23 protein-coding genes are annotated in these 16,920 nt (G+C 67.3%); 16 read left to right on the top strand and 7 right to left on the bottom strand.

The window, feature by feature from the left end; all coding sequences use genetic code 11:
- Positions 1-50 precede the first annotated feature (50 nt).
- Positions 51-245: a hypothetical protein gene (locus tag K6L26_RS26785; protein WP_221852106.1), complete on the top strand. Its 195-nt coding sequence runs from the start codon at positions 51-53 to the stop codon at positions 243-245.
- A gap of 82 nt (positions 246-327) precedes the next feature.
- Complete coding sequence (locus K6L26_RS26780) at positions 328-771, top strand: pyridoxamine 5'-phosphate oxidase family protein (protein ID WP_221853480.1); 444 nt, start codon at positions 328-330, stop codon at positions 769-771.
- A gap of 203 nt (positions 772-974) precedes the next feature.
- Here K6L26_RS26780 and K6L26_RS31915 read toward each other — a convergent pair whose 3' ends face one another.
- From K6L26_RS31915 to K6L26_RS26770, 3 genes are all read right to left on the bottom strand, one after another.
- Positions 975-1,109: a hypothetical protein gene (locus K6L26_RS31915; RefSeq protein WP_085980485.1), complete on the bottom strand. Its 135-nt coding sequence runs from the start codon at positions 1,107-1,109 to the stop codon at positions 975-977.
- 103 nt (positions 1,110-1,212) lie between these two features.
- Positions 1,213-1,977 (bottom strand): methanethiol S-methyltransferase, encoded by a 765-nt coding sequence (mddA, locus tag K6L26_RS26775; RefSeq protein WP_221852104.1) that lies wholly within the window; start codon positions 1,975-1,977, stop codon positions 1,213-1,215.
- Between the two features lie 102 nt (positions 1,978-2,079).
- Entirely contained in the window at positions 2,080-2,460 is a 381-nt protein-coding gene (locus K6L26_RS26770) for a nitroreductase family deazaflavin-dependent oxidoreductase (RefSeq protein WP_221852102.1), read from the bottom strand.
- Positions 2,461-2,569: 109 nt separating this feature from the next.
- Here K6L26_RS26770 and K6L26_RS26765 point away from each other — a divergent pair, with 109 nt between their 5' ends.
- The 8 genes from K6L26_RS26765 to K6L26_RS26730 all read left to right on the top strand — a co-directional run bounded on the left by K6L26_RS26765 (position 2,570) and on the right by K6L26_RS26730 (position 10,379).
- Entirely contained in the window at positions 2,570-2,956 is a 387-nt protein-coding gene (locus K6L26_RS26765) for a nitroreductase/quinone reductase family protein (RefSeq protein ID WP_036389280.1), read from the top strand.
- A gap of 57 nt (positions 2,957-3,013) precedes the next feature.
- Positions 3,014-4,324, top strand: coding sequence for a glutamate-1-semialdehyde 2,1-aminomutase (hemL, locus tag K6L26_RS26760; RefSeq protein WP_036389279.1), 1,311 nt, complete (start codon positions 3,014-3,016; stop codon positions 4,322-4,324).
- Positions 4,325-4,347: 23 nt separating this feature from the next.
- A complete protein-coding gene (locus K6L26_RS26755; protein ID WP_221853479.1) occupies positions 4,348-4,935 on the top strand; it encodes a histidine phosphatase family protein in 588 nt (195 codons plus the stop codon).
- Positions 4,936-5,541 carry a TlpA disulfide reductase family protein gene (locus tag K6L26_RS26750; protein ID WP_221852101.1) on the top strand — a complete coding sequence of 202 codons (606 nt, stop codon included), beginning with the start codon at positions 4,936-4,938 and terminating at the stop codon, positions 5,539-5,541.
- Positions 5,538-6,317, top strand: coding sequence for a cytochrome c biogenesis CcdA family protein (locus K6L26_RS26745; protein ID WP_036389277.1), 780 nt, complete (start codon positions 5,538-5,540; stop codon positions 6,315-6,317). The genes K6L26_RS26750 and K6L26_RS26745 overlap by 4 nt, the downstream gene beginning before the upstream one ends.
- Positions 6,317-7,954 (top strand): cytochrome c biogenesis protein ResB, encoded by a 1,638-nt coding sequence (gene resB, locus K6L26_RS26740; protein WP_019346412.1) that lies wholly within the window; start codon positions 6,317-6,319, stop codon positions 7,952-7,954. The genes K6L26_RS26745 and resB overlap by 1 nt, the downstream gene beginning before the upstream one ends.
- Positions 7,951-8,919: a c-type cytochrome biogenesis protein CcsB gene (gene ccsB, locus K6L26_RS26735; RefSeq protein ID WP_036389276.1), complete on the top strand. Its 969-nt coding sequence runs from the start codon at positions 7,951-7,953 to the stop codon at positions 8,917-8,919. Before resB ends, ccsB begins: the two co-directional genes overlap by 4 nt.
- Positions 8,920-9,179: 260 nt before the next feature.
- Positions 9,180-10,379 carry a MinD/ParA family ATP-binding protein gene (locus K6L26_RS26730; protein ID WP_081281770.1) on the top strand — a complete coding sequence of 400 codons (1,200 nt, stop codon included), beginning with the start codon at positions 9,180-9,182 and terminating at the stop codon, positions 10,377-10,379.
- A 7-nt stretch (positions 10,380-10,386) separates the two neighbouring features.
- On the opposite strand, the gene K6L26_RS26725 is transcribed toward K6L26_RS26730, so the two are convergent.
- Positions 10,387-10,548 carry a hypothetical protein gene (locus tag K6L26_RS26725; protein ID WP_019346409.1) on the bottom strand — a complete coding sequence of 54 codons (162 nt, stop codon included), beginning with the start codon at positions 10,546-10,548 and terminating at the stop codon, positions 10,387-10,389.
- Positions 10,549-10,623: 75 nt separating this feature from the next.
- Here K6L26_RS26725 and K6L26_RS26720 point away from each other — a divergent pair, with 75 nt between their 5' ends.
- A complete protein-coding gene (locus K6L26_RS26720; protein WP_019346408.1) occupies positions 10,624-10,905 on the top strand; it encodes a DUF4229 domain-containing protein in 282 nt (93 codons plus the stop codon).
- Positions 10,906-10,944: 39 nt separating this feature from the next.
- Here the strand turns inward: K6L26_RS26720 and K6L26_RS26715 are convergent, their stop codons facing one another.
- Positions 10,945-12,294, bottom strand: coding sequence for an MFS transporter (locus tag K6L26_RS26715; RefSeq protein WP_019346407.1), 1,350 nt, complete (start codon positions 12,292-12,294; stop codon positions 10,945-10,947).
- Between the two features lie 148 nt (positions 12,295-12,442).
- Between K6L26_RS26715 and K6L26_RS26710 the strand changes: the two genes are divergently transcribed.
- A complete protein-coding gene (locus K6L26_RS26710) occupies positions 12,443-12,658 on the top strand; it encodes a helix-turn-helix domain-containing protein (RefSeq protein ID WP_019346406.1) in 216 nt (71 codons plus the stop codon).
- A 1-nt stretch (position 12,659) separates the two neighbouring features.
- Entirely contained in the window at positions 12,660-13,226 is a 567-nt protein-coding gene (locus K6L26_RS26705) for a Clp protease N-terminal domain-containing protein (RefSeq protein ID WP_019346405.1), read from the top strand.
- A 33-nt stretch (positions 13,227-13,259) separates the two neighbouring features.
- On the opposite strand, the gene K6L26_RS26700 is transcribed toward K6L26_RS26705, so the two are convergent.
- Positions 13,260-14,129, bottom strand: a complete 870-nt coding sequence (locus K6L26_RS26700; protein WP_048895650.1) for a 1,4-dihydroxy-2-naphthoate polyprenyltransferase — start codon at positions 14,127-14,129, stop codon at positions 13,260-13,262.
- 59 nt (positions 14,130-14,188) lie between these two features.
- Here K6L26_RS26700 and K6L26_RS26695 point away from each other — a divergent pair, with 59 nt between their 5' ends.
- From K6L26_RS26695 to K6L26_RS26685, 3 genes are read left to right on the top strand one after another with little or no spacing between them, the layout of a single operon-like run.
- Positions 14,189-14,461: a hypothetical protein gene (locus tag K6L26_RS26695; protein WP_019348974.1), complete on the top strand. Its 273-nt coding sequence runs from the start codon at positions 14,189-14,191 to the stop codon at positions 14,459-14,461.
- A 6-nt stretch (positions 14,462-14,467) separates the two neighbouring features.
- A complete protein-coding gene (locus K6L26_RS26690; RefSeq protein ID WP_036389271.1) occupies positions 14,468-15,244 on the top strand; it encodes an S-methyl-5'-thioadenosine phosphorylase in 777 nt (258 codons plus the stop codon).
- A 59-nt stretch (positions 15,245-15,303) separates the two neighbouring features.
- Complete coding sequence (locus K6L26_RS26685; protein WP_019348972.1) at positions 15,304-16,431, top strand: nitronate monooxygenase; 1,128 nt, start codon at positions 15,304-15,306, stop codon at positions 16,429-16,431.
- 23 nt (positions 16,432-16,454) lie between these two features.
- Here the strand turns inward: K6L26_RS26685 and K6L26_RS26680 are convergent, their stop codons facing one another.
- The gene (locus tag K6L26_RS26680) at positions 16,455-16,916 is read right to left on the bottom strand and encodes a DUF5078 domain-containing protein (protein WP_036389269.1); all 462 of its coding nucleotides are present in this window, start codon (positions 16,914-16,916) and stop codon (positions 16,455-16,457) included.
- Positions 16,917-16,920 lie beyond the last annotated feature (4 nt).

Below are 16,920 nucleotides of genomic sequence, written 5' to 3'. Positions count from 1 at the left end.
AAGCCGGCCAAAAAGCGTTTGGCGAGGCGGGTTTCCGGGCAGCCCGAGGTATGGCCACAGAAGAACCGCCGCCAGTCAGCGAAGAGCATCGCAAAGAAGCCGAGCGCATCATGGAGTCGTACGACGACTCGCGCCCCACCGTCACCCTGCCGGGCAGCCATGGCACCGTGTCCGGCACCGCCGTCAACGACTGGGTCGATGACGACGGCAACCCGATCTACGGCGAGCCCGACAGCCAGAAGTAACCCCGTGGCAGGGCGGTCCTTGCCTACTGTGGCTGGTGTGACTGCGACCCCGCTCGACCGAATTGCCCCTGCTTTCGTGACGATGGCCCACGAGATCGTCTGGGCCTCGGTGGCCACCGTCGACGCCGACGGCCACCCTCGCAGCCGGATTCTGCACCCCATCTGGGAGTGGGACGGCACCGATCTGTTCGGCTGGATCGCCACGGTGCCCAGCCCGATCAAACGCGCGCATCTGGCGGTCCACCCGCATGTCTCGGTCAGCTACTGGACCACCAACCACGACACGTGCGCGGCCGATTGCCTCGTGGAGTGGTACACCGACGACGAAACCTGCACGCAGGTGTGGGACCGGTTCGCCAACGGCCCCGCGCCGGTCGGGTACGACCCCCGCATCATTCCGCAATGGAGTGGCGGGCCGACCTCGGACCAGTTCGCCGCCCTGCGGTTGACGCCTTACCGGCTGCGGGTGATGCCGGGAACGGTCATGACGGCCGGATACGGAGAAGTGTTGAACTGGCGGGCGTGACACCCGCCAGTTCAAATTTATTGCCGAAAATTTGGCGCCCGTAATGTCCCCTAATGGGATGCGGCGGACCGAGAACTCTCGAAATGAAACGGCGCCACATTTCGAATTTCGGCGGCGCAAAGAATGGTGCAGAATTGACCTTGTCAGTGCCGCGGGCGAAAAGTGAGTAAGGTGCGGGAACTGGAAACCGGCTGTCCAGCGGGCTAACCGCGGTCCGGACGCTTCCGGCGGGGAATCGTCTCCCCAGCCTCGGCGGCCTTGTCGCGTTTCGCTGCCCGCCGCTCCTTGATGGTCATCGTCGGTTTTTTGGGGGACCGCCCCTGGGATTTGTCAGCCATCGTTGCTCCTTTTCTCGCAAACAATCACTGAGCCCGACCATACATCAGAAAAAAATAAAAGCCAGCCGGCCGTTTTTCGGCGGCCCGCCGGCTTTTCGGCCGGTTATGCGGGCCGCGCTTTCGGCGCGGGATTGTCATGGCCCAGATGCAGTCCCGGCGCCAGCATCCCCACTCGGTGCCGGTAGTCGCGGTACTGGTCTCCGAGGTCGTCCACCAGGTCGCGCTCTTCGAGTTGGATCGCCACCAGGATGTAGGCGGTGCTGACGGCCGCGAACAGCAGATGCCCTGCCGTCATGGTCGGGATGGCCCAGAACGCCACGATGAACCCGGCCATGATCGGGTGCCGGATCACCCGGTAGAGCAGCACCGCCTGGAACCCCAATTCGCGGTACGGCTGCCCGCGCCAGTTCAGCCACACCTGCCGCAAGCCGAACAGGTCGAAGTGGTTGATCATGAACGTCGAGGCGAACACCGTGGCCCAGCCCAGCCAGAACAGCACCCACAGAACGGCGCGTCCGGCAACGGATTCCACGTCCCAGACGACCGTGGGCATGGTGCGCCACTGCCAGTACAGCAGCAACAGCGCCAGGCTGGACAGCAACACGTACGTGCTGCGTTCGATCGCCTGCGGGACAACCCGCGTCCACCGTTTCTTGAACCATGGCCGGGCCATCACGCTGTGCTGGATCGCGAAGACCCCGAGCAGCAGCAGGTTCACGAGTACCGCCTCGGCGGTCGGTGCGGCGATACCGGAATCGACAGTGCGCGGCACCAGGAAACCGCCGACGAAGCCGATCGCATAGAGGAAGGAGACGACGAACAGCAGATAGCTCGCGATCCCGTAACCGACGATGAGTAGGCGCTTCATGGTGACCTCCTGCCACCGATGGGACAGATGCCGCGCCGTGGGCGCCGAGGCGCAGTAGCGACCTACCTACGGTAGACCTCGAATACCCAGGTGAACAGGGGTTCAGGTCCGTCGCAGCAACACCGCCTGTTCGAAGGGCAGGCGCGCGAAGGCCTTTTGTATCCGGCCCTTGACGTGCTCGGCCGCTTCGGCCTTGGACACCACCCTCGGGTCGGCGACCTCGATGGTCTTGCCGTGGCGGCGGATCCTGGCGTGACCCGCCGAGGTGATGTTCTTGAGCCAGTCCCGGTCGGGGCCGTAGGTCAGCATGATGGCCACGCCGTCGTCGGTGCTGAAAATGCTCAACGGGGTCCGGTAGGTCTTCCCGGACTTCCTGCCGACATGCTCCAGGATGCCGAACGTCGGCGCCCAGCCTGCCCACAGGCGTTGGATCGGGTTCGTCACATGGCGGTTGAACCGGGCCAGCGATTGCGGAAGTTGCATGCCCGATTCAATCGCAGTCGTGACAGCGGTCACAACCTACTGTGGTCGGATTTCGGGTGTCCTGGCGCTGCATCTTGCCGCGCCGGGCCGGATGAGCTGAGACTAAGCCATGGCCTATCTCAAACCGCCGTGGTTCGTCCGCAACGTGTTCAACCGGATCGCGATGGCCACCGGCATCGGCCATAGCCAGACGCTGACCGTCACCACGCGAGTCAGCAAACAGCCGCAGCAGATCCCCGTCGTGGTGCCGGAGGTCGACGGGGTCAAGTACCTGGTCTCCACCCGTGGCGAATCGGCCTGGGTGCGCAATATCCGGGCTAACCCGCGCGTCACGCTGGGCACGTCCAGCTACCTCGCCACGGAGGTCCCGGTGGAGCAGCGGGCGCCGATCATCGCCGCGTACCGGCCGCTGGCCGGCAAGGTGGTCGAGGGCTACTTCCGTGAACTGCCCGACGACGCCGATCACCCGGTGTTCGCGTTGACGCCTGCTCGGTGACCGCGACCACTACACCCTGTAGTTGACGCATTTGCACCGGCTGGGACACTGGTGGCCATGCGTGTTCCTCAACCGCAGACTCAGCGATCGGCCGAACTGTTCGCCGACGCCTGCGCAGTCATCCCCGGTGGAGTGAACTCCCCGGTCCGCGCTTTCAACTCTGTGGGCGGTACCCCGCGGTTCATCACCTCGGCCAAGGGCTACTGGCTGACCGATGCCGATGACAACCGCTACGTCGACCTGGTGTGTTCGTGGGGCCCGGCGCTGCTCGGCCACGCCCACCCGGCGGTGGTGGAAGCGGTGCAGAAGGTGGCGGTCGACGGGCTGAGCTTCGGTGCCCCGACGCCGTCGGAGACCGAGCTGGCCACCGAGATCATCGACCGGGTGGCCCCGGTCGAGCGACTGCGGCTGGTCAACTCCGGTACCGAGGCCACCATGAGCGCCATCCGGCTGGCCCGTGGCTACACGGGCCGCGCCAAGATCGTCAAGTTCTCCGGTTGCTACCACGGGCACAGCGACGCGTTGTTGGCCGACGCCGGCTCGGGGGTGGCCACCCTGGGGTTGCCGTCCTCGCCTGGTGTCACCGGTGCGGCGGCGGCCGACACCATCGTGCTGCCGTACAACAACGCCGAAGCGGTGGAAGAGGTCTTCGGCCGCTTCGGTGACGAGATCGCCTGTGTCATAACCGAAGCCAGCCCGGGCAACATGGGCACGGTGCCGCCGCTGCCCGGATTCAACGCGGCGCTGCGCCGGGTCACGTCGGCTCACGGTGCGCTGTTGATCCTCGACGAGGTGATGACGGGCTTCCGGGTGAGCCGGGCCGGTTGGTACGGCGTTGATCCTGTCGACGCCGACATCTTCACCTTCGGCAAGGTGATGAGCGGTGGCCTGCCGGCCGCGGCGTTCGGCGGCAGTGCCGAGGTGATGGGACGCCTGGCCCCGCTGGGGCCCGTCTACCAGGCCGGCACCCTGTCCGGTAACCCGGTGGCGATGGCGGCCGGGCTGGCCACATTGCGCAACGCCGACGACGCGGCCTACGCCCGGGTGGACGCCAACGCCGACCGCTTGGCGGGCCTGCTGACCGGCGCCCTGACCGATGCCGGGGTGGCCCACCGCGTGCAGCGCGCGGGCAACATGCTCAGCGTGTTCTTCACCGACCAGCCGGTCAACGACTTCGCCGCGGCCAAGGCCACCGAAACCTGGCGTTTCCCGCCCTTCTTCCACGCCCTCCTGGAGGCGGGTGTCTACCCGCCCTGCAGCGCCTTCGAAACCTGGTTCGTGTCAAGTGTTTTGGATGACGAGGCGTTCTCCCGGATCGCCGACGCGCTGCCCGGTGCGGCCCGTGCTGCCGCGGAGGCTCGTCCGTGACCGTCAGGACGACCGTGCACGTGATGCGGCACGGCGAGGTGCACAACCCGGAAAAGGTGCTCTACGGCCGGCTGCCCGGCTACCACCTGTCGGAGCGTGGCCAGGCCCAGGCGCGTGCCGCGGCGGACTGGCTGGCCGAGCGGGACGTCATCTATGTCGTCGCCTCACCGTTGGAGCGCGCCCAGGAGACGGCGGCGCCGATCGCCGGACGGCACGGTCTGCCCATCGCCACCGATGAAGAACTGATCGAGTCGTGGAACATGTTCGAGGGGGAGCGGGTGGCGCCCGGCGACGGCGCCCTGCGGGACCCGAGGAACTGGCCGCGGCTGCGCAATCCCGCCAAGCCGTCGTGGGGCGAGCCCTATGACGAGGTCGCCGCGCGGATGACGGCGGCCATGCACCGGGCCCGGGAGAAGGCGGCCGGGCACGAGGCGGTGTGTGTCAGCCATCAGCTTCCGGTCGAGACGCTGCGCCGGGCGATGACGGGGCGCAAGCTCGCCCATCTGCCGTTGCCGCACAGCCGGTTGTGCAATCTTTCCTCGATCACGTCGTTCACGTTCGACGACGACAAACTGATCCGATGGGGCTACACGGAGCCCTGGGGAATCTGAATGAGGTCGTCTCTCGCCCGGGTGAGTGCGGCGGTGCTGGCAGGGCTGGTGCTGCTCACCGCGTGCTCGACGGGTGACGACGCGGTCGCCCAGGGCGGCACCTTCGAGTTCGTCGCACCCGGCGGCAAGACCGACATCTTCTACGATCCGCCCGAAAACCGCAGCACCCCAGGCAAACTGAGTGGGCCGGAGCTCACCGACCCGAACAAGACGATCTCGCTGGAGGATTTCGCCGGCCAGGTCGTGGTGATCAACGTGTGGGGCCAGTGGTGTGGGCCGTGCCGGGCCGAGATCGGCGAGTTGCAGAAGGTATACGAAGCGACGCGCCGCGACGGCGTTCAGTTCCTGGGCATCGATGTGCGCGACAACAACCGTGACGCGGCAATCGATTTCGTCACCGACCGCAAGGTCACCTTCCCGTCCATCTACGACCCGGCGATGCGGACCATGATCGCGTTCGGCGGCAAGTACCCGACCACGGTGATCCCGTCCACGGTGGTGCTGGATCGTCAGCACCGGGTGGCCGCGGTGTTCCTGCGTGAGCTGCTGGCCGAGGATCTGCAGCCGGTGGTGGAGCGGCTGGCGGCCGAAGGGCAGCAGCCGTGACCGGGTTCTCCGAGATCGCCGCTGCCGGGCCGGTGCTGCTGGCGCTGGGAGTCAGCGTGTTGGCCGGGCTGGTGTCGTTCGCCTCACCGTGCGTGGTGCCGCTCGTGCCCGGGTACCTGTCGTATCTGGCTGCGGTGGTCGGGGTCGACGAGTCCGACGCGGTCTCCGGGGCGATCGGCGTCAAGACCGCGCGCCTGCGGGTGGCCGGCGCGGCTGCGTTGTTCGTCGCCGGCTTCACCGTGGTGTTTCTGCTCGGCGCGGTGGCGGTGCTGGGCATGACCACCACGCTGATCGCCAATCAGGTTCTGCTGCAACGCATCGGCGGCGTGGTCACGATCGTGATGGGCCTGGTGTTCGTCGGCTTCATCCCGGCGCTGCAACGCCAGGCCCGGTTCGCGCCGCGCCAGTGGTCCACGATGGCCGGCGCGCCGCTGCTGGGTGGCGTGTTCGCCCTGGGCTGGACTCCGTGCCTGGGCCCGACGCTGACCGGGGTGATCGCGGTGGCCTCGGCCACCGACGGCGCCACCGTGGCGCGCGGTGTGGTGCTGGTGCTGGCGTACTGCTTCGGTCTCGGCATCCCGTTCGTGTTGCTGGCCCTGGGGTCGGCGCGGGCGGTGACGGGCCTGGGCTGGCTGCGCAGGCACACCCGGACCATCCAGATCTTCGGCGGGGTGCTGCTGATCCTGGTGGGTGCCGCACTCGTCACCGGGCTGTGGAACGACTTCGTGTCGTGGGTGCGCGACGCGTTCGTCAGTGATGTGAGGCTCCCGATCTGATGGTCACCTCCGACTCGCGAGCAGACGCGAAACTGCCCGAAAAACCGCGTTTTGGGGCGGTTTCGCGTCTGCTCGCGCTGGTTCGCAACACCTGGCGGACCTTGACTTCGATGGGCACCGCGCTGGTGCTGCTGTTCCTGCTGGCGCTCGGCGCGATTCCGGGCGCGTTGTTGCCGCAGCGCAGCCTCAACGAGTCGAAGGTCGACGAGTATCTGGCCGCCCACCCCACGCTGGGACCGTGGCTGGACCGGCTGCAGGCCTTCGACGTGTTCTCCAGCTTCTGGTTCACCGCGATCTACGTGTTGCTGTTCATCTCGCTGGTGGGCTGCCTGACACCCCGGATGATCGAGCATTTCCGCAGCCTGCGGGCGGTACCGGTGCCGGCACCACGCAACCTCGGGCGGCTGCCCAAACATCACGCCGAGCGGGTGAGCGCCGACGCCGACGAGGTCGCGCAGACCGTGACACGGCGGCTGAAGGGCTGGCGCACGGTCACCAGGCAGACCGACGCCGGCACCGAGATCTCAGCGGAAAAGGGCTATCTGCGGGAGTTCGGCAACATCGTCTTCCACTTCTCGTTGCTGGGACTGCTCGCGGCGGTGGCCGCGGGCAAGCTGTTCGGCTACGAGGGCAACGTCATCGTGATCGCCGACGGCGGCCCCGGGTTCTGTACCGCCTCACCGGCCGCCTTCGACTCCTTCCGAGCCGGCAATACCGTCGACGGGACCTCGCTGAGCCCGATCTGTCTGCGAGTCAACGATTTCGATGCCCACTACCTGCCCACCGGGCAGGCGCTGTCCTTCGCGGCCGATATCGACTACCAGTCGGGCCACGATCTGGCCGCCGACACCTGGCGGTCCTACCGGCTGGAGGTCAACCACCCGCTGCGCATCGGCGGGGACCGGGTGTACCTGCAAGGACACGGTTACGCGCCGTCGTTCACGGTGACCTTCCCCGACGGCCAGCAGCGCAGCCAGACCATCCAGTGGCGCCCGGAAGAACAGATGACGCTGCTGTCCTCGGGTGTGGTGCGCATCGACCCACCGGCGGGTACCTATCCCGACGCCGACGAACGTCGCAAGCACCAGATCGCGATCCAGGGCCTGTTCGCGCCGACGAAGGAACTCGAGGGCACGCTGCTGTCGTCGAGCTTTCCCGCTCTCAACGATCCGGCGGTGGCCGTCGACATCTACCGCGGTGACACGGGCCTGGACACCGGCCGGCCCCAGTCGTTGTTCTCGCTCGACCCCCGCTTGATCGACCGCAAGCAGCTGAACAAGGTGGCCCGGGTGAACCTGGTGAAAGGCCAGGACACGCGGCTGGACGACGGCACGAAGGTTCGGTTCGACGGTGCGGTGCCGTTCGTCAACCTGCAGGTCTCGCATGACCCGGCCCAGGTGTGGGTGCTGGCGTTCGCGATGTCGATGATGGGCGGGTTGCTGGTGTCGCTGGTGGTGCGCCGGCGCCGGATCTGGGTTCGGATCCAGCCCGCCGCTGCAGGTACGGTGAACGTCGAGCTGGGCGGGCTGGCCCGTACCGACAACTCCGGTTGGGGCGACGAGTTCGAGAAGCTGACCGCGCGGGTGTTGGAGGGTTACGACGACGCGCCGGCGGTAGAAGAGAAGGCGGAGCAGTGAATACCGAGCACATCGACATCGGGCTGGCCAGGTACTCCGACTGGGCGTTCACGTCGTCGGTGGTCGTCCTGGTCGGCGCGCTGATCCTGCTCGCCGTCGAGCTGGCTACCAGCCGTGGCCGCCGCGTCGAAAGCCGTGAACTGGTCGGCGCCACCGTCGGCGCGGACAGCGCCACCCCCGGCGTCGTCGCCGAGGAACCCCGGCGGTCGTTCGACGAGCGCGTCGGCAAGACCGGCCTGGCCCTGACCTATGTCGGCATCGGCATGCTGTTCATCTGCATCGTGCTGCGCGGCCTGGCCACCTCACGGGTTCCGTGGGGCAACATGTACGAGTTCATCAACCTGACCAGCTTCTGCGGCCTGGTCGCGGCCGCGGTCGTGCTGCGCAAGCCGCAGTACCGCGCGCTGTGGGTGTTCGTCCTGGTTCCGGTGCTGATCCTGCTGACGGTGTCGGGTCGCTGGCTGTACTCGAACGCCGCGCCGGTGATGCCCGCACTGCAGTCCTACTGGCTGCCCATCCACGTGTCCGTGGTGAGCCTCGGCTCCGGGGTGTTCCTGGTGGCCGGCGTCGCGAGCATCTTGTTCCTGCTCAAGATGTCGCCGCTCGCCGAGCGCGACAACGGGCTCGGGCGCGTCATCGGCCGCCTGCCCGATGCGCAGACGCTCGACCGGATCGCCTACCGCACCACGATCTTCGCGTTCCCGATCTTCGGTTTCGGCGTCATCTTCGGTGCCATCTGGGCCGAAGAGGCCTGGGGCCGCTACTGGGGTTGGGACCCCAAGGAGACGGTGTCCTTCATCGCGTGGGTCGTGTACGCGGCATACCTGCATGCGCGCTCGACCGCGGGGTGGCGGGACCGCAAGTCGGCCTGGATCAACGTCGTGGGTTTCGTCGCGATGGTCTTCAACTTGTTCTTCATCAACCTGGTGACCGTTGGCCTGCATTCGTACGCGGGGGTTGGCTAGACACCGCCGGCTTGGTGAGATGACCGCGCGACGCGAGGTGGCGCCGCGGTGGTCGGGTCAGGAGTGTGTGGGAAAGAGGGGAATTCGTGTCCGAGCCAGTGTCTGAGCCGTCAGAAACGCAGGAGCCCGCCTCGCCGGACAGTGGTGAGCCGTCGACGGACGCTCCAACCGAAGAACCGACCGCGACCCACGAAGCTGCACCACCTGCGCCGGACCCGGCGCCCGCAGTTTCACCCGTATCACCGCCCGCGTCCCCACCCGTGGTCGACCTGCCGCCCGTGCCTTCGGTGTTCGCCCCGGTCCCCGGGTTCCGCAGCCAGCAGCGGTTCAGCAATCCCGCCGAGCCGGGCGTCTCCACACCGCTGCCCGCGGAATGGACCGCCCCGACGCCGCCGCAGGGCGTCCCGGTGATCACCGCGCCGCCGATGCCGGGGAACTTCCCGGCGCCCGGCATACCGAACTTCGCGGGCCGGCCCCCGGCATCCTTCGCCCCGCCCACTCCCGCGGTGCACGCCGATGCCTACCGGGATCTGTCCACCGACGCGCTGCTCGGCCAACGGAAGAACCCGCCCACCTCGGGCTGGCGCAAGGCGCTTTATGTCGCGTCGTTCAAGCAGATCAACGTGGGCGAGAGCCCCAAGACCACGCACCGCAACAACTTGATCGCAGAAGTCAGCCAGCCGTTGCAGGGCTGCTACCGGATCGCGGTGATGTCGCTCAAGGGCGGCGTGGGCAAGACCACGATCACCGCGACGCTGGGGGCCACGTTCGCCTCGATCCGCGGTGACCGGGTGGTCGCGGTGGACGCCAACCCGGACCGGGGCACGCTGAGCCAGAAGGTGCCGCTGGAGACGGCTGCGACGGTGCGGCACCTGCTGCGCGACGCCGAAGGCATCGAGCGGTACAGCGACGTGCGGGCCTACACCTCCCAGGGGCCGAGCCGGCTGGAGGTGCTGGCTTCCGAGAGCGATCCGGCGGTGTCGGAGGCGTTCAGCTCGGACGACTATCTGCGCGCGCTGGAGGTGCTGGAGCGGTTCTACAGCCTGGTCCTCACCGATTGCGGGACCGGGCTGATGCACTCGGCGATGTCGGCGGTGCTGTCCAAGGCCGACGTGCTGGTCGTGATCAGCTCGGGTTCGGTGGACGGAGCGCGCAGCGCGTCGGCGACGTTGGACTGGCTCGATGCGCACGGGCATCAGGATCTGGTGCGCAACTCCATCGCGGTGATCAACGCGGTGCGGCCACGGTCGGGCAAGGTCGATCTGTCCAAAGTGGTGGATCACTTCTCGCGGCGTTGCCGGGCGGTGCGGCTGGTGCCCTTCGATCCGCATCTGGAGGAGGGCGCCGAGATCAGCCTGGATCGCCTCAAGCCGGGTACCCGCGAGGCGCTGATCGAGTTGGCCGCAGTAGTGGCGTCAGACTTCGCCGGGGCGCGGCGGTCTACCGACGCGCGCGCTTGACTGCGGCTCAGCCGCGAGGGTTGTCGCCGTGCCCGAGCCGACGCAGAAATTCCGGATCGTCGTCGGGGCCGATCACCCGGGTCTTGGGTCGACTGCCAGAGACCCGCGCCAGCCGCCAGCCCAGGTACACCAGGCTTGCCGCGGCAATGAGCAGGAGTAGATACGCCACTCGAAACCTCCTTGATCCGAATATACGCGCCGTCGGTAGGCTCGGAGCGTGTCAGGAAGTGGTTCGACCTCCCGCATGGTCACCGACGTCGTGGTTTATCTCATCGCCCGGCTGGTGCTGGTCGCTGTGCTGACCGCAGCTATCTACGGTGTCGGGAGTCTGGTCGTGGCGGATTTCCCGGTCGTGGTGGCGCTGTTGTTCGCCATCGTGATCGCGCTGCCGTTGGGCATCTGGTTGTTCCGTCCGTTGCGTGAGCGGGCGACGGCCTCGATCGCCGTGGTCGACGAGCGGCGGCGCAAAGACCGCGAGCAACTGCAGGCGCGGTTGCGTGGTGACGAACCTCCGGCTGAGGACTGAGCGGAACGCCGCTCGGCCGCAGTGGCGTTCGCGATCGCACTACCGGACGAAGGCTGAGCCCTTCTCCTGATCCAGGTAGGTTTCGGCCTTGTTCTTGAGGAAGACCAGGTACACCAAGAGCGACAGCGCGATGCACACCGTGACATAGACGATGAACCACGGCACCAGATCGCGGTCTTTGAGTGCCTGGTAGATCACCGGCGCGGTGCCGCCGAACATCGAATTGGCCAGGGCGTAGCCGATACCCACGCCGAGGGCGCGGACGTGCGAGGGGAACAGTTCGGACTTCACCAGGGCGTTGATCGAGGTGTAGCCGGTCAGGATCACGTAGGCGACGGCGACCAGCAGGAACGACACGATCGGTGAATGTGTCTGGGGCAGATAGGTGAACAGGACATAGGTGTAGATCACCCCGCCGATGCCGAAGAACACCAGTAGCGGTTTGCGGCCCACCTTGTCACTGATCATTCCGCCGACAGGCTGGATGCACATGAGGAAGATCAGCCCGATCAGGTTGACCCAGGTGGCCGTCATCGCCTGGTCTTTGTAGGTGGTCTTGACGATGGCCGGGGCGTTGACGCTGTAGGCGTAGAACGCCAGGGTGCCGCCCATGGTGATCAGGAAGCACAGCAGCAGCGGTTTCCAGTAGCGGGTGAGCAGTTCGCTCAACGACCCCGAGCTCTTGTCCTTGCCTTGCTTGATCGCTTCGAGCTGTTCGGGGGACAACGATTCGTCCATGGTGCGACGCAGCCAGAACACCACGATCGCGGCCACGCCGCCGATGGCGAAGCCGATGCGCCAACCGAATTCGTGCACCTGGTCGGTACTGAACGCGGTGAGGATGATCAACAGGGTGAACTGCGCGAGCACGTGACCACCGACCAGCGTCACGTACTGGAATGAGGAGAAGAAGCCGCGTCGTTCCCGGGTGGCGGCCTCGGACATGTAGGTGGCCGAGGTGCCGTATTCGCCGCCGGTCGCGAAGCCCTGCACCAGTCGGCACAGGATGAGGATGATCGGCGCTGCGACACCGATGGTTTCGCGCGAGGGCACCAATGCGATCACCAGTGAGCACGCCGCCATGAGGGAGACACTGACGGTCAGTGCGGCCCGGCGGCCGCGCCGGTCGGCGAAGCGGCCGAAGAACCACGACCCGAGTGGGCGGGTGAGGAACGTGACCGCGAAGATCGCATACACGTAGACGGTGGCGTTCTTGTCGGCCTTGTCGAAGAACTGCGCTTCGAAGTAGGTGGCGAACACCGTGTAGACGTAGACGTCGTACCACTCGACGAGGTTGCCCGACGACCCTCGGATGGTGTTCCAGATGGCCCGGCGGGTTTCGGCGCGGCCCGACGGTGCGGGCTGATGCGCCTCGGTCGAAGTGGTCATACGCATCCCCCACGTGATCGGCGTTGCAGGCCGACGGCCACGTTAGTGCAATACCTCGCGTACCGGGGGCGGGATGGCAGGCGGCGGGTGTCCGCCGCAGGTGTCAAGTTTCCTTGACAGCTCTCTGCTGTCAACCTACCTTGACAGCATGAGTGATCTCGATGAGCTGATCGCCGACGGCGTCAGCAGCTCGGATCCAGCCGTCGGGCTGCGCGCGGTGCGCGCACTGCAGCGGTTGCAGGAGCGGTTGGAGGCGATTCACGTGGCCAATGCGCGGGAGCAGGGCTGGAGTTGGCAGGCGATCGCCGATGCGCTCGAGGTCAGCCGTCAGGCCGTGCATCAGAAGCACAATCGAAGGGGATGAGATGTTCGAACGGTTCAGCCGTCACGCGCGCGTCGCGGTGGTTCTGGCCCAGGAGGAGGCCCGGGAGCTGGCGGCCAACGACATTCGTCCGGAACACATTCTGGTCGGGGTGTTGCAGAGTTCCGGCCGCGAATTGTCGGCCCTGCTGGCCGGTTTCGGCCTGACCTCGGACGCGGTCCGTGCCGAGTTGGTGTCTGCCGACGCGCCCGCGGACGAAGCGTTCGACGGCGATGCCGAGGCGTTGCGGTCGATCGGAATCGACCTGACGGCCGTGCGGGCCAACATCGACCGCACCTTCGGCGCCGGTGCGTTCGACAACGCGCTGCGCAGCACCGGCCGTCGCCGCAGGCGCCGCGGGCATCTCCCGTTCACCAAGCCCGCCAAGAAGGTCTTGGAGCTGGCACTGCGGGAGTCGTTGGCGCACAAGGACGGTTACATCGGATGCGAGCACATCCTGCTCGGAATCCTGCGCGGGGGAGACGACCGGGCCGTCGGCTTGATCACCGAGCACGTGGGCGCGGACGAATTGCGCACCGGCATCGTTGGACTGTTGGACGCCGCGGCGTAGCTGCGGGAGGCCGCCCGCGGGAGAAGGCTCGGCTCAGCCCAGGAACAGGGCCGCCGACACCGCGATCGCCCACACCAGCATGGTCAGCCCGGTATCGCGCAGTACCGGGATCAGCTGGGCGCCGGTGCTGCCGTTGCGGATCGGCCGCAGTCCCCGCACCGCAGGCGCCAGCGCCAGTAGACCGAAAGCACTCCACGGCGTCGCGAGCATCAGCACCAGGGGCAGCACCAGGGCCACGCCGACCAGCAGCTGATAGAGCAGCCGGGTGCGGGCATCGCCGAGGCGGACGGCCAGCGTGATCTTGCCCGACTGGCTGTCGGTGGGGATGTCGCGCAGATTGTTGGCCACCAGCACGGCCGACGACAGGGATCCCATGGCCACCGCGGCGACGAGCCCGACCCAGTCGATACGCAGTGCCTGGGTGTACTGGGTGCCCAGCACCGCGACCAGGCCGAAGAAGACGAACACCGCCACCTCACCCAGGCCGAGATAGCCGTAGGGCTTCTTCCCGCCGGTGTACAGCCACGCCCCGGCGATGCACACGGCTCCGACCGCGATCAGCCACGGTGCACTGACCGCGGCCAGCGCCAGTCCGGCCACCGCGCCGACCGCCAGGCTGGCCACCGCGGCGGTCAGCACAGCCCGCGGCGAGGCCAGCTTGGAACCCACCAGGCGTAACGGTCCGGACCGCACGTCGTCGGTGCCGCGGATGCCGTCGGAGTAGTCGTTGGCGTAGTTCACCCCGATGATCAACGCGAGCGATACGGCCAGCGCCAGCAACGCTTTCCACCACACCGCCGACCCCAACCAGGCGGCGGCGCCGGTGCCGGCGAGCACCGGGGCGACGGCGTTGGGCAGGGTGCGGGGACGGGCGCCTTCGATCCATTGCGCGAAACTGGCCACGACGGCCATCGTATGAGCTGACCCGGTGCCATCCCGCGCGGACTCTTACACTGAGCCTCATGAAGGAGCAGCTCAGCAAGACCGAGATCGGCAAGGACGTGCTGCAGGAATCCGTCGAGGCCGTGGCCTCCACGGTCGGGCAGGTCACCTCGATCATCACCACGGCCGTCAAGGACGTCGCGACCGCCCTCGGGGGCCTGGCCACCGATGTCTTCGAGATCGCCGACGGTGCCCGCAAGGCGAACGAGGATTTCGACGACTTCGACGATGATCTCGACGTAGACGCCGACGAGGCACCGGCGGATCCCGTCAAGACCGACGAGGCCGAATAGCGCTGCATGCTCGGCGTCATCGGCGGTAGTGGTTTCTATTCGTTCTTCGGGCCCGACGCCCGCACCGTCACCGTGGACACTCCGTACGGTGCGCCGAGCGCGCCGGTCACGGTGGGAACAGTGGGCGGGCACGAGGTGGCCTTCCTGCCCCGGCACGGGGCGAGCCATGAGTACTCGCCGCACACCGTGCCGTATCGGGCCAACATGTGGGCGCTGCGCACGCTGGGGGTCCGACGGATCTTCGCCCCCTGTGCGGTGGGCAGCCTGACCACCGACCTGGGCCCGGGGTCGGTCGTGGTGCCGGATCAGCTGGTGGACCGCACCCGCGGCCGCGCCGACACGTACTTCGATTCCGGCGGCATCCACGTCAGCTTCGCCGACCCGTACTGTCCGGCGCTGCGGGCCGTCGCTGCCGCGCTGCCCGGTGTGGTCGACGGGGCCACCATGGTGGTGATCCAGGGGCCGCGGTTTTCCACCCGCGCGGAGAGCCGATGGTTCGCAGACCAGGGGTTCACCCTGGTAAACATGACCGGATACCCCGAGGCTGTGCTGGCCCGAGAACTTGAGATGTGTTATGCGGCAATAGCTTTGGTGACCGACCTGGATGCGGGGATCGAGGCCGGTTCCGGGGTGACGACGGTGGACGTCTTCGCCGAATTCGAGCGCAACATGGTGCCGTTCAAAAAGCTCGTGCACGAGGCTCTGGAGTCTGTCGATGCCGAGCGCGCCTGCACGCACTGCCTGGCCCACGACGGGGTGAAGCTGCCGTTCGAGCTGCCCTGACGGCCCACGACCGGACCCCCTCTTGACACCCGTCAAGTCGGGGTGCCAATACTGACGGGGTGAAACCCGCGATCTGTGAGCAGTTCGGTATCGACTTTCCGCTCTTCGCCTTCAGCCACTGCCGCGACGTGGTGGCCGCGGTGACCAACGCCGGCGGCTTCGGCGTGCTGGGCGCCACGGCCTACACGCCCGAGCAGTTGGACCAGGAGCTGTCCTGGATCGACGAGCAGGTCGGCGGCAAGCCGTACGGCGCCGACATCATCGTGCCCGCGAAGTTCGAAGGTAAGGGCGAGAAGCTGTCGCGCGGACAGCTCACCGACCGTATCCCCGCCGAATACCGCGAGTTCGTGGCGCAATTGCTGGCCGATCACGGTATCGAGCCCGAGGCCAAGCAGCGGTTCGGCGGCTCCTCGTTGTCCGGCGACACCGGCCGCGAGTTGTTGGACGTGGCGATGAGCCATCCGATCAAGCTGATCGCCAACGCACTCGGGGTGCCGCCGGACTACATGATCGAGGCCGGCCGTGAGCGCGGCGTGCCCGTGGCGGCGCTGGTCGGTGCCCGCGAGCACGCCCTCAAGCAGGTGCACGCCGGGGTGGACCTGATCATCGCGCAGGGCACCGAGGCGGGCGGGCACTGTGGTGAGGTGTCGACGCTGGTGCTGGTGCCGGAAGTTCTCGAGACGCTGGAGCAGGCCGGCAGCGACATCCCGGTGCTGGCCGCCGGCGGCATCGTGACGGGACGGCAGATGGCCGCCGCGGTGGCGATGGGGGCGGCCGGAGCCTGGACCGGCTCGGTATGGCTGACCACCGAGGAGGCCGAGACCGCGCCGCACACCGTGCAGAAGATGCTCGAGGCGACCTCGCGTGACACCGTGCGCTCGACCGGGCGGACCGGCAAGCCGGCCCGCCAGCTCCGCTCGGAGTGGACCGATGCCTGGCAGCCGAATCCCGGTGGCCACCAGACCCTTCCGCTGCCGCTGCAGAACATGCTGGCCGAGCCGGTTATCCGCCGGGTGGATGTGCTTGCCGCCCAGGGACATCCGGGTGCGCAGGCGCTGGCCACCTACTTCGTCGGCCAGGGCGTGGGCTTGATGAACAAGGTCAAGCCGGCCCGCGAGGTGGTCCGTGAGTTCATCGAGGACTACCTGGCTGCCACCGAGCGGCTGAGCAACTCGCTACCGGACTGAGCCGGCAGGTTGGTGCGTCGACGTCAGTGCCAGTCCCAGACCGACATGTCGTTGGGCGGGTAGTTCTGGCAGACGTCGGTGGTGTTGGCTGCGACGCCCTTGTTGTTGAAGAACAGCTTGGCCCAGTTCGGCCAGCGCCAGGACATGTTCTCGAAGAAGGCGTTGGTGGCCATGTTCTCGGAGTACTGGCGGCGGCCGGCGTAGTCCATGGAGAAGAACCAGTGGATGCGGTCCTGGGCGCCCTGCTGGTCGGCGACCGGCTTGTTGTTGTAGTCGATCATGTAGCGCTCGTAGTAGACGGGCTCGACGTCGCGGGCGGCCGCCATGATCTGCTCGGCGGTGCACGGGGTCTTGAGGATCCGGTTGGGGATCGGGTAGTCGTCGGTGGCGTCGGCGTTTGCGATGCCGGCGCCGGCCAGTGCTCCGGCCACCGCGCACCCGGCCAGGCCGGTGCGGATCAGGTTACTGAGATTCTTGCGCTTCACCCTC

This window comes from Mycobacterium farcinogenes, assembly GCF_019739075.1.
Classification (GTDB): domain Bacteria; phylum Actinomycetota; class Actinomycetes; order Mycobacteriales; family Mycobacteriaceae; genus Mycobacterium; species Mycobacterium senegalense.
Note: the sequence above shows the minus strand (reverse complement) of the source record. Positions and strands in the feature narration are given on the sequence as shown.

Bases quoted from the DNA above. Each gene is read 5' to 3' on its own strand.
- K6L26_RS26690 (WP_036389271.1), top strand. From the start codon at position 14,468: ATGCTCGGCGTCATCGGCGGTAGTGGTTTCTATTCGTTCTTCGGGCCC.
- resB (WP_019346412.1), top strand. From the start codon at position 6,317: ATGGTCACCTCCGACTCGCGAGCAGACGCGAAACTGCCCGAAAAACCG.
- K6L26_RS26715 (WP_019346407.1), bottom strand. From the start codon at position 12,294: ATGACCACTTCGACCGAGGCGCATCAGCCCGCACCGTCGGGCCGCGCC.
- K6L26_RS26780 (WP_221853480.1), top strand. From the start codon at position 328: ATGGCCCACGAGATCGTCTGGGCCTCGGTGGCCACCGTCGACGCCGAC.
- K6L26_RS26710 (WP_019346406.1), top strand. From the start codon at position 12,443: ATGAGTGATCTCGATGAGCTGATCGCCGACGGCGTCAGCAGCTCGGAT.
- K6L26_RS26720 (WP_019346408.1), top strand. From the start codon at position 10,624: ATGGTCACCGACGTCGTGGTTTATCTCATCGCCCGGCTGGTGCTGGTC.
- K6L26_RS26765 (WP_036389280.1), top strand. From the start codon at position 2,570: ATGGCCTATCTCAAACCGCCGTGGTTCGTCCGCAACGTGTTCAACCGG.
- K6L26_RS26705 (WP_019346405.1), top strand. From the start codon at position 12,660: ATGTTCGAACGGTTCAGCCGTCACGCGCGCGTCGCGGTGGTTCTGGCC.
- K6L26_RS26695 (WP_019348974.1), top strand. From the start codon at position 14,189: ATGAAGGAGCAGCTCAGCAAGACCGAGATCGGCAAGGACGTGCTGCAG.
- hemL (WP_036389279.1), top strand. From the start codon at position 3,014: ATGCGTGTTCCTCAACCGCAGACTCAGCGATCGGCCGAACTGTTCGCC.
- K6L26_RS31915 (WP_085980485.1), bottom strand. From the start codon at position 1,109: ATGGCTGACAAATCCCAGGGGCGGTCCCCCAAAAAACCGACGATGACC.
- K6L26_RS26750 (WP_221852101.1), top strand. From the start codon at position 4,936: ATGAGGTCGTCTCTCGCCCGGGTGAGTGCGGCGGTGCTGGCAGGGCTG.
- K6L26_RS26755 (WP_221853479.1), top strand. From the start codon at position 4,348: ATGCGGCACGGCGAGGTGCACAACCCGGAAAAGGTGCTCTACGGCCGG.
- K6L26_RS26770 (WP_221852102.1), bottom strand. From the start codon at position 2,460: ATGCAACTTCCGCAATCGCTGGCCCGGTTCAACCGCCATGTGACGAAC.
- mddA (WP_221852104.1), bottom strand. From the start codon at position 1,977: ATGAAGCGCCTACTCATCGTCGGTTACGGGATCGCGAGCTATCTGCTG.
- K6L26_RS26785 (WP_221852106.1), top strand. From the start codon at position 51: ATGGCCACAGAAGAACCGCCGCCAGTCAGCGAAGAGCATCGCAAAGAA.